This is a genomic window from Novosphingobium sp., from assembly GCF_032093395.1.
Lineage (GTDB): Bacteria > Pseudomonadota > Alphaproteobacteria > Sphingomonadales > Sphingomonadaceae > Novosphingobium.
In genome coordinates this window covers 15,020-29,696 of the sequence record NZ_DAMDBA010000013.1, presented here as the reverse complement: position 1 = coordinate 29,696, position 14,677 = coordinate 15,020, and the positions used below count along the sequence as shown (strand labels likewise).

Below are 14,677 nucleotides of genomic sequence, written 5' to 3'. Positions count from 1 at the left end.
CACGGAAAGCGACGCTGAAGGTCGTGGCGCCAAAGGCGCTGGGCCGCGCGGTGAGAACGCACCGCCTTCGCCCGATGGCGGCCCCGAACGGCCGGGCGACAAGAACGGCCCCCGCAATCCCTGGCTGCCCAGCGGAAACACTCCGCCGCGCCGTTCTGCGGGCCTCGACGATATCTTCCGTCCCCGCGAACCGCGCCGCTCGGGCGGCAGCGGTGGTGGCGGCGGGTTCGGCCCCGGTGGCTTTCCCAATCTGCCGCGCCGGGCCGACGGCAAGTCCTGGCTGCCGCTGGGCATCGGCGTTGCCGTGGTGGCGCTGCTGGCGATGTCCTCCGTCCACATGCTCGGCCCGAAGGAGCAGGGTATCGTGACTCGGCTGGGCGGCTATTCCCGCACCATCGATTCCGGCCTGTCGCTGACCCTGCCCTGGCCTCTGGAAGCCGTGGACGTACAGGACGTACGCAGCTTCAACGTCTATTCGATCCCCGATGGCGAGGGCGAGAAGCTGATGCTGACGAGCGACAAGAACCTCGTCGATCTCAGCTACCTGGTGCGCTGGAACATCAAGAACCTGAAGGACTACACCTTCCGCCTTGCCGATCCGAAGGAAACGGTGCGGGAAGTGGCCGAAGCGGCGATGCGCGCCTCGATCGCGCAAATCTCGCTGAACGATGCGCTTTCGGGCGCGGGCCGCGCGGTCGTCGAACAGGACGTACGCGAACGCACCCAGCGCATCCTCGACTCCTACCGTGCCGGCGTCGCCATCCAGGGTGTGGAGGTCAAGAAGGCCGATCCCCCCGCCAAGACCCGCGAAGCCTTCGACCAGGTCAACGTTGCCCAGCAGGAAGCCGATCGGGACCGCTCGAAGGCCCGCGCCTGGGCGCAGCAGACCATGGCCCGCGCCCAGGGTGCGGCGGCCTCTTTCGACAAGGTCTACGAACAGTACAAGCTGGCGCCGGAAGTCACGCGCCGCCGCATGTACTACGAAACGATGGAGAGCGTGCTGCGCGACAACGACGTTGTCGTCAGCGATTCCAAGAACATGACGTCTTACCTCCCCCTCCCCGAAGTAAAGCGCCGCGCGCCCGCCAGCGATGAAACCGTGGTGACCGTGCCCGCCGGCTCGGTGCCGGTAGCCCCCGCAGCGAAGGGAGGCCAGTGATGAGCGGCAGCTTCTGGCAGGACTACAAGCTTCCCATCGGCCTCGGTGGCGCCGCGCTGGTCGCGCTCATGCTGAGCATGATCGTCGTGCCGGAAACCGAGCAGGCCGTCGTGGTCCGCACCGGTCGTCCGATCGCGGTCTACAATCCGTTCATACCCAAGGCCGAATATGGCAGCACCGGCGCCGGCGTGCATTTCCGCATTCCCATCGTCGATCGCGTCGTGCGCATCGACAAGCGCCTGCTCTCGGTGGACATGCAGCAGCAGCAGGTGCTCTCCACCGACCAGTTGCGCCTGAACGTCGATGCCTATGCCCGCTACCGCATCATCGATCCGGTCCGCATGGTGGAATCCGCCGGTACGACCGAGAACGTGACCCAACAGCTCGAACCGATCCTCTCCTCGGTGCTGCGCCAGGAACTGGGCAAGCGGACCTTCCAGTCGCTGCTCACGGCCGAGCGCGGCAAGGCGATGGAGAACATCCGCGACGGCCTCGACCGCGAGGCGCGCCAGTACGGCGCCCAGGTGGTCGATGTACGGATCAAGCGCGCCGACCTTCCCGAGGGGGCGCTGGAAAGCGCCTTCACCCGCATGCAGGCCGCGCGCACCGAGGAATCGCGCACGATCGCTGCGCAGGGCCAGAAGGACGCGCAGATCATCCAGGCCGAAGCCGAAGCGCAGGCCGCGAATATCTATGCCGCAAGCTTCGGCAAGGATCCGCAGTTCTACGACTTCTACCGCTCTATGCAGAGCTATTCGGTTACCTTCGCCAAGGGCGACAACGGCAAGACCATCCTGCTCTCTCCCGATAACGCCTATCTCAACCACTTCAGGGAACCGTAACCGGCGCGAGGCGTCTTCCAGTGAAAAGCCCCCAGGGTTTTCCCGCTGCGGCAAGAGCCCGCTCCCCGATCTATTCAAACCCGGTTAAGCTCCCAAGAGTTCAATCGGCACCAGTCGGCGGATGTGACGCTACACCGCCAAGACGGAGGAATTAAAGGACGTGAAGCCCGTGCGATACGCTTATGGATTGACCACAGCGCTCCTGCTGGGGGGCGCCACCGCCACTTTGGTGACAGGCTTCCCCGCCGGAGCCCAGGTCGCCCAGAACGAAGCAAGCCAGATGGCCCGCGTCGTGCCCCGCGCCGGCGCACCGGACAGCTTTGCCGACCTTACCGAGCAGCTTCAGCCTGCGGTGGTGAACATCTCGACGCGGCAGCGCGTGCAGGTGGCAGGGGGCGGCAACAATCCCTTCGCCGGCACGCCGTTCGAAGGCCTGTTCGGCGGCGGTGGCGGCGGCGGCACGCCGCAGACGCGCGAAGCCCAGTCGCTGGGCTCGGGCTTCGTCATCTCGGCGGATGGCTACATCGTCACGAACAACCACGTGATCACGGCCGAGGGCAAGGGCGAGATCGAATCGATCACCGTCATCATGCCGGACGGCACCGAGTATCCCGCCAAGCTGATCGGCAAGGACGCGCAGTCCGACCTCGCGGTGCTCAAGATCACCGCCGGCAAGGCCCTGCCCTACGTCAAGTTCGGCGACAGCTCCAAGGCCCGCGTGGGCGACTGGGTGCTGGCGATCGGCAACCCCTTCGGCCTCGGCGGCACGGTCACGGCAGGCATCGTCTCGGCCGTCTACCGCAACACCGGCGCGGGCGGCGCCTATGACCGCTATCTCCAGACCGACGCCTCGATCAACCGCGGCAACTCGGGCGGCCCCATGTTCGACATGAAGGGCCAGGTGATCGGCATCAACAATGCGATCTTCTCGCCCACCGGCGGCAGCGTCGGCATCGGCTTCGCCATCCCTGCCGAAATCGCCTCGCCCATCGTCGAGAAGCTGATGAAAGGCCAGGCGATCGAGCGCGGCTACCTCGGCGTCACGATCCAGCAGCTGAACGAAGACCTCGCGGATTCGCTCGGCCTGGAACACAACAAGGGCGAGTTCATCCAGAGCGTCGTTCCCGATGGCGCCGGCGCCAAGGCCGGAATCCAGGCGGGCGACGTAGTGGTGAAGGTGGGCGGCAAGGAAGTGACCCGCGACCAGACGCTCTCGTTCCTCGTCGCCAACACGCCTCCCGGCACGCGCATCCCGATCGAACTGATCCGCAACGGCCGCCGCCAGACGGTGACCGCCACGGTCGCCAAGCGCCCGACCGACGACGAGCTTCAGCAGAGCTTCGACCCGAGCGCCGAACAGAACAGCGATGGCCTCGGCAATGCGCCGAAGCAGCAGGGCGAAGACATCGTCCAGAAGTCGCTGGGTGTTTCGGTGATCCCGCTGACGCCGCAGATCTCGCGCCAGCTCGGCGCGTCCGAAGGCGCGCGCGGTCTGGTGATCGTGGGCGTGGATCCCAGCTCCGACGCCGGCCAGAAGGGCTTTGCCCGTGGCTTCATCATCCTTTCGGCCAACAATGCGCCGGTCGCCACCCAGGCAGACCTGGAAAACGCCATCAAGGCCGCCAAGGCCGAGGGCCGTTCCGCCATCCTGCTGCGCGTCCAGCCACGCGGCCAGCCGCCCGCGTTCGTCCCGGTGCGCCTGCGTTAAGCAATCCCTCGAAGAACAAAAGGAAGCGCCCGTCGGAGAAATCCGGCGGGCGTTTTCCTTTAGGGTGTGTGGGGATTCAGCTCATGAGGGCCTGCGAACGGCGGCCTTTCGCGCTTCCGGTGCTCATGTACCGAAAGTACGCTGCGCTCCGGGTCACGAAAACAAAAGCGTAGGGAGGCCGCATCTTTCGGCGACACAAAAAAGCCCGCCTGGGCGAAGGCGGGCTTTCTCGTTTCACGAAAGATGTCTCGTATCAGTCGCCCGGCGTGCGGGTCGAGGTCGGACGTGGGGTCGGCGACCCCGGCCGCATGCCTGGCCCATTGCCCAGTCCCTGCCCGGCGCGAAGGCCGGGATCGTCGCTGCGCGAGCGTCCCGTGGCGCGGTCGAGGAAATCCTCGCCTGCCGCCGCCGGTGCCTGGCCAGGGCCGTAGTCCGGCATCTGCGGCTGGCCGGGGCCGGCGCCCGGCGCCATCGAGCCGTCCTCGTAGCGCGGCTGGCCGTCCGGCCCCACCGCGCCGTTCTCGGGCCGCACGATGTTGCCGTTCTCGTCGACGTAGTAATAGTCCTCAGGGTTGCCCTGCATGGCCTCGTCGTCGGGTTCGAGCTGCCATTCGGGAAGCTTCACTTCCGTCTGGAACTGTTCGACCGGGCGCTTGGCCACCGCGACCTTCATGTAATCCGAGAAGGCGCGCGCCGGGGCATGACCGCCGGAGAGGCCCGGCACCGGACGGGCATCGTCGCGGCCCATCCACACGCCGGTGGTGATGCCGCTGGAGAAGCCCAGGAACCAGCCGTCCTTGTTGGAGCTGGTAGTGCCGGTCTTGCCCGCGACCGGGCGGCCGATCTGCGCCGCACGGCCAGTGCCCGTGGCGACGGTGGTCTGGAGCAGGTCGGTGATGCCCGCCGCGACATTGGGCGGCACCAGCACCTGCCCGCGCGCGGACTTGTGCTCGTAGATCACGTCGCCCCCGCCCGTCGTCACCTTGACGATGCCGTAGGGCTCCACCGAAGTGCCCCCCGCCGAGATCGCCGCGAAGGCGCGGGTCATGTCGATGACGTGGACTTCCGAAGTGCCCAGAACCATCGCGGGCTTGGTGTTGATGGGGGTCGAAACGCCGAAGCGGCGCGCCATCGAGGCGACGGTGCCGAAGCCCACTTCGTTGCCGAGCTGGGCGGCCACGGTGTTCTTCGAATAGGCGAAGGCCGTGCGCACGTCGATCTGGCCGGCGAAGTTGCGGCCGTCGTTCTGCGGGCTCCAGCCGTCGATCGTCACCGGCTCGTCCACCACGCGGTCGTCGGGCGTATAGCCCGCCTCGAATGCCGAAAGGTAGACGAACAGCTTCCACGCCGAGCCGGGCTGGCGCAGCGCGGTGGTGGCGCGGTTGTAGTTCGAATTCACGTAGTCGGTGCCGCCGACCATCGCCAGCACCGCGCCGTCGCGATCGAGGCTGACGAGCGCGCCCTGCGCACCCTTGGGGGCGTTGGCGATGATTGCGCTTGTCGCGGCCTGCTGCATCTTCGGGTCGAGCGTGGTCCAGACCTCGATCGGCTCGTTGGTGTCTGGCAGCAGCATGTCGAGCTGCGGCAGCGCCCAATCGGTAAAGTAGCGGACCGCGTTCTGGCCCTTTTCCCGCACGACCTTGACGTCGGCGATATCGGCCTGATCAGCTTCGCTCTGGCTGATGGCACCGTTCTTGACCATCAGGCCCAGCACCACTTCACCGCGATCCTTCGCCGCTTCGACGTCGGCCGTGGGCGAATAGTTGGAGGGCGCCTTCACGAGCCCGGCGATGATCGCCGCCTCGGCGGTCGAAAGCTCGGTGCCGGGGTGGCCGAAGAACTTGCGGCTGGCCGCATCGATGCCATATGCGCCGCCGCCGAAATAGACCTTGTTGAGGTAGAGTTCGAGGATCTGGTCCTTGGAGAACTTTCGCTCAAGCGCCAGCGCCAGCACCGCCTCGCGCGCCTTGCGCGTGAAGGAGCGGCTGTTGTTCAGGAACACGTTGCGCGCCAGCTGCTGGGTGATCGTGGACGTCGCCTTGGCGCGGCCGCCCGTCGTGGTCGAGACGTAGACCGCACGCAGCAAGCCCAGCGCGTCGACGCCGATGTGCTCGCGGAAGCGGCGGTCCTCCACCGAAACCATCGCGCCCTTCATCACTTCGGGAATCTGGTCGTAGCTCAACCACTTGCCATAGCTCGGCCCGAGCGAGACGAGTTCGGTGCCATCCCGCGCGCGCACGACGATCATCTGGCCGTTCTGGCTGCTCTTGAGCGAATTGTACTCCGGCAGCTCGCTCATCGTGAAGATGACGGCAGTGCCGAGGAACAGTACGCCGAGCACCGTCAGCGCGGCACTCCAGATCACCACGCCGCGAACGATTCGGCGCCACAGAGGTTTTTTCTTTGCAGGAGAGGAAGGCCCGCTGGTCGAGCGGCGCCGGCCGGAATCATTGGCCATTTTTTAGGTACAAATCCCTTAAGCGGGCGACATGGCCCGAGCGGTTCCTACACTCTGGACGCGGCTATTGTAACCCGGCGTTAACGGGGAAAATGACGGCCAGGAAAACGGGGGCAGAGGCCGGATCCGCCTTACAGCCTGGCGTAGAGTGCCAACATCCGCTGCCAGGCCTTGTCCGCCGCATCCGGATCCCAGGCGGGGGAATCGGGCACGCACCAGCCATGATCGGCGGGATAGACTTCCACTTCGGCCGGCCGACCGGCAGCGGCGGCCGCGGCTTTCAGATCCGTCTTCTGGGCAGGCTGCCTGGCATCGTCGTTGCGGGCGATCGCGAAGAGATAGGAGGCCTGGGTCGCGGCGAACAGGCGGTGGGGGCTGTCCGGCTTGTCCGTGACCAGCCCGGCTCCGTGGAACGACGCCGCGGCGCGAACCCGGCCCGGCATGGCTGCCGCCGTGCGCACGGTGAAGGGCCCTCCCATGCAATAGCCGTTGGAACCGATTCCCCGCTTCCGATCGACCGCTTTCTCGCCATCCAGGAACGCCACGTAGGCCCGTGCATCGCGGGTGATCGCCTCGGGCGTCAGCGCGGCGCGGAGCGGCTCGACCTTGGCCTGGCCTTCGGGCGTGCGGAAGCCGGCGAAGCTCTCGAAGACCGGCGCCGGTTGCCCGCGATAGTAGGGGTTCACGACAAGCACCGCATATCCTTCCGCGGCGAGCGTGCGGGCCATGATCTTCTTGGCCTCGCGCAGGCCGGCGATGTCGGGCCAGAAGATGATGCCGGGATGGCTGCCCTTGGCCGGATGCACGAAGAAGGCATCGGCCACGCCGTCCGCCGTGGTGATCGAGACCATGCGTTCCCGCACCGAATTGGCGGGGTGGGTCTTCATGATGCTGGTGCATCCCGCCAGCGCCGCACTGGCGCCGAGCGCCGTGAAGGCACGCCGGTCCAGGCCCCGACGCGCGAGGTTGCCGTCTTCAGCCTCGGCCGTAAAGTCATCGCACATCGAAAGGCGCTCCGGTCCTTGGAAAATCAGGTCGTTGCGGCAAGGCTAGCCAACCGGGAGCCGATTGGCGAGCCTTTCAATCTCCGGCGAAATTCAGTTCCAGGTTCACCGCATTGGGATCCACCAGGAACACCTGCCGCAGCCCCAGCTTGGGATGATCGCTGACGCGGTGGGCAAGGCCCAGTTCCGCGATCTTAGCCACAGTCTCTGCGAAGCCGGTGCAGCGCAGGGCGAAATGGTGGAGCGCATTGGTCGGCTGGCCGGGGTGGTAAGCCTCGTAGCGGTCACCCGCCGTGGTGCGATCCACAAGATGGACGATCGCCGCGCCGCTTGCATCACGCATCCAGTAGCCGGCGATGCCCATGGCGATCGTCGGATTCTCGCTGCGGATCAGGCCCAGCACCTGCTCGTAGAAAGTGGCGGTCTTCTCAAGATCGTCGGTGAGGATATTGACGTGATCGACGCCGCTGACAGGCATGGCCGCTCTCCCTTGTTCTGCACACCCTCAACCGATCGACGCCAGCTCGCAACCCTCAGCTGCGGAACACCACCGTTCGGGCGCCGTTCAACAGCACCCGGTCTTCGAGGTGCAGGCGCACGGCTTCCGCCAACACCCGGCGCTCGATATCGCGGCCCTTGCGCACCATGTCCTCGGGCGTGTCGGAGTGGGTCACGGCTTCGACGTCCTGGTGGATGATCGGGCCTTCGTCGAGATCGGCAGTGACGTAGTGTGCCGTCGCGCCGATCATCTTCACGCCGCGCGCATGGGCCTGGTGGTAGGGCTTGGCGCCCTTGAAGCCTGGCAGGAACGAGTGATGGATGTTGATGCACCGGCCGGAGAGGAAGGCCGCCATCTCGTCCGAAAGAATCTGCATGTAGCGCGCCAGCACCACCAGCTCCGCGCGGGTTTCTTCGACGAGCGCGCGGATCTGCGCTTCCTGCTCGGCCTTGGTGTCCCTGGTGATCGGCAGGTGATAGAAGGGGAAATCCCCGATCATCAGCGAGTTGATGGCCTCGCGCGGGTGGTTGGAGACGATGCCGACGACTTCCATCGGCATTTCCCCGATGCGCTGGCGGTAGAGCAGATCGGCCAGGCAATGGTCGAACTTGCTGACCAGCAGCAGCACGCGGCGCGGCCGGTCGCGCCGGGTCATCGACCAGGCCATGCCGTATTCGCGGGCGATGGCGCCGAAGCCCTCGCTGAACGCCTCGCGCTCTGCCGAGCCCGGATCGAAGGCCACCCGCATGAAGAACTTGTCTTCCTCGAGGTCGTTGAACTGCTGCGCCTCGATGATATTGCCGCCCGCCTGCGCGAGATAGCCGGTGACGCGGGCGACGATGCCCGGACGGTCGGCGCAGGAGAGAGCGAGGATAAGCGGTTCAGGCATCGATCCGGCCTCAGGCAGAACGGTTGGAGAGCGCGGCCTCGGATTCGGCCATGAGCGCGGCGATGATCTCCGTCACCGGCTCTTCCTTGCTGACCATGCCGACCGACTGGCCCGCCATGATCGAGCCGTTCTCGACATCGCCCTCGATCACCGCGCGGCGCAAGGCACCGGCCCAGAAATGCTCGATCTTGAGCTGGGCCTCGCCCATGTCCACCTCACCGGCGTCCAGCAGGCGGGCCACCTCGATCTGCTTGGCGGTGAATTCCTCGGTGCCCTTGTTCTTCAGCGCGCGCACCGGGATCACCGGCAGGCGCGGATCGACTTGCACCGAGGTGACCGCGTCGCGGGCATTGGCGCGGAAGAATGCCTTCTTGAAGTCCGGATGGGCGATCGATTCGGTGGCGCAGGCGAAACGGGTGCCGAGCTGCACGCCCGAAGCGCCCATTTCCAGATAGCCGGCCATGGCCTCGCCCCGGCCGATGCCGCCCGCCACGAAGACGAGATGGTCGGCCGCCAGCGCGGGCAGGATTTCCTGCGCGAGGACCGACGTGGAAACCGGGCCGATGTGGCCGCCGGCTTCCATGCCCTCGATCACCAGGGCGTCCGCGCCCGAGCGCAGCAGCTTCTTGCCCAGCGCCAGCGTGGGCGCGAAGCAGATGACCTTGGCGCCCGCTTCCTTGATGGCCTCCACGCTGCCCTTGGGCGGAATTCCGCCGGCCAGCACGACATGGCCGACCTTGTGCCGGGCACAGACCGCGATCAGGTCGAACAGTTGCGGGTGCATGGTGATGAGGTTCACGCCGAAAGGCTTGTCCGTCATCGCGCGGGTGGCCTCGATCTCCTTGTCGAGCAGTTCGGGGTTCATCGCGCCGCAGGCGATCACGCCGAAGCCCCCGGCGTTGCTGATCGCCGAGACGAGGTTACGCTCCGACACCCAGGACATGGCGCCGCACAGGATCGCATATTCGGTACCGAGGAATTCGCGTCCGCGCGTCATCAGTGCGGAAGTCTTGGAGGTGGCCATCGATGCTCCCATAGCCGGCAATTCTAGAAACGAGCGTGCGCCATAGATGCGCACAGCCCCGCGCACAAGCGCTGGCGCCAAGGGGGCTTTCGCTTGCCCCGGAGCGATGGCAGACCGATGGCTCCCGAGCGATGACAGGCCGGGACAGCGAAGAAGGGCGGGACGATGGACGCAAGACAGACTTACGCCGCCAAGCTGACGAACGCCGACGAGGCCGTCCTTGCCATTGCCGGCGACAGCGACCTAGCCATGGGCATGGCCGTGGCGGAACCCCCCGCGATCCTGGCCGCGCTTGCCCGGCGGGCCGAGGCCGGAACGCTCGCGAACCTGCGGGTCTGGTATCTCCTCTCGCAAGTCCATGCCGGCTCGACGATCCTGCGCCGCGACCTGCTGGGTGCCATCCGCCCGCGCTGCCTGTTCATGAGCGGGATCGAACGCGCCCTGATCCAGGCCGATCCCACCGCCGAAGCCCTGATCGATTTCGTGCCCTGCGCCTTCAGCGGCTCGCCCCGGCTGCTGCGGGACGAGATCGCTCTGGATGCCTGCGTGCTGACCGTCTCGCCGATGGACGAGGACGGCTACTTCAGCTTCGGCGCCGCCAACGATTACACCTCGGTGGCCGCGCATTGCGCGAAGACGGTGATCGTCGAAGTGAACCCCGCCATGCCCCGCGTGGCCTGTTCCACGCCGCTGCACGTCTCGCAGGTCTCCGCCATCGTCGAGAACCACGTCCCGCTGCTGAGCTTCGCGGAAGGTGCGGCCGCTGCGGAAGACGAGGCGATCGCCGCGCATATCGCGGAAATGGTCGACGACGGCGCCTGCCTGCAAATGGGCATCGGCAACCTGCCCGCCGCCGTCTGCAGCCGCATCGGCAACCGCCGCGACCTCGGCATCCATACCGAGCTGCTCACCCCGGCCATGGCGGGGCTGGTCCACTCCGGCGCCGTCACCAACCGGCGCAAGACCACGCATCCCGGCCGCAGCGTCTATTCCTTCGCCATGGGCGACGCACCCTTCTATCGCTGGATGGACGGCAACCCCGAAGTGTATTCGCTGCCCGTGGACGTGGTGAACAATGCCGCCGAAATCGCCCGAAACGACCGCGTCGTCTCGGTCAATGCGACGATCCAGGTCGATCTCCAGGGTGCCTGCAACTCGGAGTTCATGGGCGGGATGCAGCACTCGGCGGCGGGCGGCCAGCTCGACTTCGTGCGCGGCGCCTATGGCTCGAAGGGCGGCGTTTCGGTGATCGCCTGCCGCTCCACCGCGAAAGGCGGCACGGTCAGCCGCATCGTCCCCAGACTCGACGGCCCGGTGACGACGCCGCGCAACGACGTCCACTGGATCGTCACCGAACACGGCGCCGCCAACTTGCGCGGCAAATCCTTGCGCGAGCGCGCGGAACTGCTGATCGGCCTGGCCGCTGCGCAGTTCCGCGACGAGCTGGCGCGAGCACTCTGACACACCCGCGTCATTCCCGCGAAAGCGGGCATCCTGCTACTCTTTGAAGCACGCAGAGACGCAGAGACGCAGAGATTCCGGTGCGGTGCTGCACGGCCCCCTGCGTCTCTGCGTCTCTGCGTCTCTGCGTGAAAATAGAAAGGCGGAATTTCGCCCTCGCTGGAGGACAAGAGCATATTTTACGGTGAAGGGCATCGCCCAGAAACGAAAAAGGCGGCGCTCGCCGCGCCGCCTTTTCCAATTCAAGATGTTACGCCCACTTACCCCGAGCTTGTCGAAGGGTCAGCAGGCAGCCCGGTTACGCAGCAGCGTCGAGCCCGTAGGCCGTGTGCAGCACGCGCACCGCCAGTTCGGTCTCGTCGGTATCGATCAGGACCGAAACCTTGATCTCGCTGGTCGAGATGGCGATGATGTTGATGCCGCGATCGGCCAGCGTCTTGAACATGGTGGAGGCGACACCGGCGTGGCTGCGCATGCCGACGCCGACGACGCTGACCTTGGCCACGTTGCTGTCGGCGATCATGCGGTAATAGCCGATCGATTCCTTGCGCTCTTCCAGCAGCGCCTGCGCGCGGACGAGGTCGGCCTGCGGCACCGTGAAGGTGACGTCGGTCTCGCCCTTGTCCTTGGCGACGTTCTGGATGATCATGTCGACGTTGATGTTCTGCTCGGCAAGCGGCGCGAAGATCGCGGCCACGGCGCCCGGACGGTCGGGCACGCGGGTCATCGTGACCTTCGCTTCGTTCTTGTCGGCGGCGATGCCGGTGATCAGCTGGCGTTCCATGTCGCTTCCTTCGAGTTCTTCGTCGCTGACGATCATCGTTCCGGGGAGGGTGTCTGCGGCCGGGGCATTCTCGTCGATGAACGAGGAGAGCACCTGCACGCGCACGTTCTCCTTCATCGCCAGCGAGACCGAGCGGGTCTGCAGCACCTTCGATCCGACCGAGGCCAGTTCGAGCATTTCTTCATAGGTCACCAGCGGCAGCTTGCGCGCCTTGGCAACGATGCGCGGGTCGGTGGTGTAGACGCCGTCGACATCGGTGTAGATGTCGCAGCGGTCGGCCTTGACCGCAGCCGCCACGGCCACCGCCGACGTGTCCGAACCGCCACGGCCCAGCGTGGTGATGCGGTTATCCGGCGAAACGCCCTGGAAACCGGGGATCACCGCGATTTCACCGGCGGCCATCGAGGCCAGCAGCGCGTCCGAATCGAAGTCCTCGATACGGGCCTTGGCATGGGCGTCGTCGGTCTTGATCGGCAGCTGCCAACCAAGCCACGAGCGCGCCTTGCAGCCCATCGCCTGAAGCGTGAGCGCCAGAAGGCCCGACGTGACCTGCTCGCCCGAAGCGACGACCACGTCATATTCCGCCGGATCGTAGAGGGCATTGGCTTCGCGGCAGAAGTTCACGAGGCGGTCGGTCTCGCCGGCCATGGCCGAAACGACGACGGCGACTTCGTGGCCCGCTTCCTGCTGGCGTTTGACAATGCCCGCCACGCGCCGGATTCGCTCGGTCCCGGCCATGGAAGTGCCGCCGAATTTCATCACGATACGTGCCAAGGTGCCACTGCTCCCCGTCGGTTGTTGCGCAAAGAAGAGATGCGCGTGTGGATAAGAGTCGGGCGCGCTGTTAGGGGGGAGTGATGGACAATGCAACTGCTTCGAACACGCCTTCTCGCGCAACAATCGATCCGAAAGAGGCTGCTCACTTCGGTGCACTGGCGGCGGAATGGTGGGATCCCAAGGGTTCCTCGGCCATGCTGCACAAGCTGAACCCGGTCCGCCTGGGCTTTATCCGCGCCGAGATCGACCGGCATTTCTCCACCGACTCGCGCATGTTGCGCCCGCTTTCGGGCAAGCGCGCGCTCGATGCCGGCTGCGGCGCGGGGCTGCTCTGCGAACCCCTCGCCCGCCTCGGCGCCAGCGTGACCGGCGTGGACGCGGCGGCGGAAAACATTGCGGCAGCCAGCGCCCATGCCGAAGCGATGGGACTTGCCATCGATTACCGGCACGGCGAACTGGGCGCTCTGGGGCTCTCGGGCTACGATCTCGTCTGCTCGCTGGAAGTGATCGAGCACGTCACCGACAAGGCGCTGTTCATCGGCCAGCTTGCCGATGCGCTGGCGGACGACGGGCTAATGTTCCTCTCCTGCCCCAACCGCACCCCCGCCTCGCGCCTGCTGCTGGTGGAAGCGGCCGAGCGCCTCGGCAAAGTGCCGCGCGGCACGCACGACTGGAACGCCTTCGCCACGCCGGACGAACTGCGCGACCTTGCGGATGGCGCCGGGCTGGTGCTGGGCGAGCCCAAGGGCATCGCCTGGTCGCCCACGGCAGGGTTGCACCTCTCGGACGATCTCTCGCTGAACTTCATCGCTACGGCCCGGAAGAAGTAACAGCAAGATGGGTCACGCGGAGGCGCGGAGACGCAGAGAGGTTTGTTCGCGCCGCAGGCTATCTACCGGCCTCTACGTTGCGTAAGTCGCAGCATCGAAAAGAAAAGCCGCACTACGGCAGGCGCTGCTCCTCCGCGTCTCCGCGCCTCCGCGTGAACCGCTCTTTCTTCAAGAAAGCCTGCCGATAGCCGCCCGAGCCTGTGACTCCCGCTCCTCCCAGGCCCCGCCAACCCGCGAAAACGGCACCCCCGCCCGCAGCAGCATCTCCTCAGCCAGAGCGGCAAAGCGCGCCCGCCTGTCCCCTGAGCCGAAGAACCGCGTTCCATCGTCCCGCCAGGGAACGTCGGGTGCGAAGAGCAGGTAGTGATCGGCTTTGGGATAGCGCATCAGCACATCCGGCACTTCACCGAAAAGCATCTGCGCCCAGGCGGCGGTCATGAGCTGGTCGGTGTCGAACAGGAGCACCGGCGGGCGCGCCGCCATGGCCTTGCGGTTCTCCTCGGCCTGCCCCTCGGCGATCGCCAGCAGGTCCGCCATCGTCAGGTCGGTGCCGTTGCGTTCGCAGTAGGTCCGGCCGTACTCCGCCACCCAGGGATAACCCAGCCGCCCGGCCAATACCGACTTGCCGGTGCTTTCCGCGCCGTGGAGGCAGACGGTGATCACGCCTCTTGCGCCTTTTCCGCCGCGATCCATTCGCGCAGACCCAGCACCGACATGACCAGCAGCACCAGATAGAGCGCGGCGGTCGGCCAGAGTTCCTTGTAGAGATAGACCCCGATCGAGGCGAGATCGATCGCGATCCACAGCACCCAGTTCTCGATACGGCGGAAGCCCAGCAGGATCTGCGCGGCGATGCTGGCGCCCGCTATGGCGGAATCCGCATAGGGCAGCGAGGCGTCGGTGAAGCGGTGCATCACCCAGCCGAGATTGAGCGCCAGCGCCGCCGTGCCGGTCAGCCAGAGCAGCCGTGCGAAATGGCCCAGCCGCCGCACCGGCACCCGGCTTTCGCCGCCGCCCGCGCGAACCCACAGCGCCCAGCCCCAGACTTGCGCGGCGAAGAAGAACACTTGCAGCCCCGCCTCGCCATAGAGCTTCGCTTCCCGGAACACGACGAAATAGAGCGCGACCATCGCCATGCCGAACGGGAAGTTCCACACGCTGCGCCGCACCAGCAGCGCGATATTGGCAAGGCCGAGCCCTGCCGCCACCCATTCGACCGTGTTCATGAGCCCCCGTTCATCC

Annotated in this window: 13 protein-coding genes; 5 read left to right on the top strand and 8 right to left on the bottom strand. The window is 66.3% G+C overall.

Translation table 11 applies throughout. The features are described 5' to 3' along the window. The 3 genes from RT424_RS07065 to RT424_RS07055 form a co-directional block, all read left to right on the top strand. A partial coding sequence (locus tag RT424_RS07065; RefSeq protein ID WP_313435691.1) for a protease modulator HflK occupies positions 1 to 1,159 on the top strand: 1,159 nt, incomplete at its 5' end. Beyond that, positions 1,159 to 2,001, top strand: coding sequence for a protease modulator HflC (locus tag RT424_RS07060; RefSeq protein ID WP_313435689.1), 843 nt, complete (start codon positions 1,159 to 1,161; stop codon positions 1,999 to 2,001). The genes RT424_RS07065 and RT424_RS07060, both read left to right, overlap by 1 nt. A 169-nt stretch (positions 2,002 to 2,170) precedes the next feature. Continuing rightward, positions 2,171 to 3,709 carry a Do family serine endopeptidase gene (locus tag RT424_RS07055; RefSeq protein WP_313435819.1) on the top strand — a complete coding sequence of 513 codons (1,539 nt, stop codon included), beginning with the start codon at positions 2,171 to 2,173 and terminating at the stop codon, positions 3,707 to 3,709. A gap of 253 nt (positions 3,710 to 3,962) precedes the next feature. Here RT424_RS07055 and RT424_RS07050 read toward each other — a convergent pair whose 3' ends face one another. The 5 genes from RT424_RS07050 to RT424_RS07030 all read right to left on the bottom strand — a co-directional run bounded on the left by RT424_RS07050 (position 3,963) and on the right by RT424_RS07030 (position 9,583). Continuing rightward, positions 3,963 to 6,167 (bottom strand): PBP1A family penicillin-binding protein, encoded by a 2,205-nt coding sequence (locus RT424_RS07050; RefSeq protein WP_313435687.1) that lies wholly within the window; start codon positions 6,165 to 6,167, stop codon positions 3,963 to 3,965. A 131-nt stretch (positions 6,168 to 6,298) separates the two neighbouring features. Then, positions 6,299 to 7,171, bottom strand: a complete 873-nt coding sequence (locus RT424_RS07045) for a dienelactone hydrolase family protein (protein ID WP_313435685.1) — start codon at positions 7,169 to 7,171, stop codon at positions 6,299 to 6,301. 76 nt (positions 7,172 to 7,247) lie between these two features. Then, the gene (locus RT424_RS07040; RefSeq protein ID WP_313435683.1) at positions 7,248 to 7,649 is read right to left on the bottom strand and encodes a VOC family protein; all 402 of its coding nucleotides are present in this window, start codon (positions 7,647 to 7,649) and stop codon (positions 7,248 to 7,250) included. 55 nt (positions 7,650 to 7,704) lie between these two features. After that, entirely contained in the window at positions 7,705 to 8,559 is an 855-nt protein-coding gene (purU, locus tag RT424_RS07035) for a formyltetrahydrofolate deformylase (protein ID WP_313435681.1), read from the bottom strand. Positions 8,560 to 8,569: 10 nt separating this feature from the next. Next, entirely contained in the window at positions 8,570 to 9,583 is a 1,014-nt protein-coding gene (locus RT424_RS07030) for a nitronate monooxygenase (protein ID WP_313435679.1), read from the bottom strand. 165 nt (positions 9,584 to 9,748) lie between these two features. Here RT424_RS07030 and RT424_RS07025 point away from each other — a divergent pair, with 165 nt between their 5' ends. Beyond that, positions 9,749 to 11,044 (top strand): acetyl-CoA hydrolase/transferase C-terminal domain-containing protein, encoded by a 1,296-nt coding sequence (locus tag RT424_RS07025; RefSeq protein ID WP_313435677.1) that lies wholly within the window; start codon positions 9,749 to 9,751, stop codon positions 11,042 to 11,044. A gap of 298 nt (positions 11,045 to 11,342) precedes the next feature. On the opposite strand, the gene RT424_RS07020 is transcribed toward RT424_RS07025, so the two are convergent. Next, complete coding sequence (locus RT424_RS07020) at positions 11,343 to 12,602, bottom strand: aspartate kinase (protein ID WP_409521449.1); 1,260 nt, start codon at positions 12,600 to 12,602, stop codon at positions 11,343 to 11,345. 83 nt (positions 12,603 to 12,685) lie between these two features. Between RT424_RS07020 and ubiG the strand changes: the two genes are divergently transcribed. Beyond that, the gene (gene ubiG / locus RT424_RS07015; protein ID WP_313435675.1) at positions 12,686 to 13,435 is read left to right on the top strand and encodes a bifunctional 2-polyprenyl-6-hydroxyphenol methylase/3-demethylubiquinol 3-O-methyltransferase UbiG; all 750 of its coding nucleotides are present in this window, start codon (positions 12,686 to 12,688) and stop codon (positions 13,433 to 13,435) included. A gap of 168 nt (positions 13,436 to 13,603) precedes the next feature. Here the strand turns inward: ubiG and RT424_RS07010 are convergent, their stop codons facing one another. Together RT424_RS07010 and pnuC are read right to left on the bottom strand one after the other, a co-directional pair. Then, a complete protein-coding gene (locus tag RT424_RS07010; protein ID WP_313435673.1) occupies positions 13,604 to 14,098 on the bottom strand; it encodes an ATP-binding protein in 495 nt (164 codons plus the stop codon). Then, positions 14,095 to 14,661 (bottom strand): nicotinamide riboside transporter PnuC, encoded by a 567-nt coding sequence (gene pnuC, locus RT424_RS07005; protein ID WP_159830134.1) that lies wholly within the window; start codon positions 14,659 to 14,661, stop codon positions 14,095 to 14,097. Before pnuC ends, RT424_RS07010 begins: the two co-directional genes overlap by 4 nt. Positions 14,662 to 14,677 lie beyond the last annotated feature (16 nt).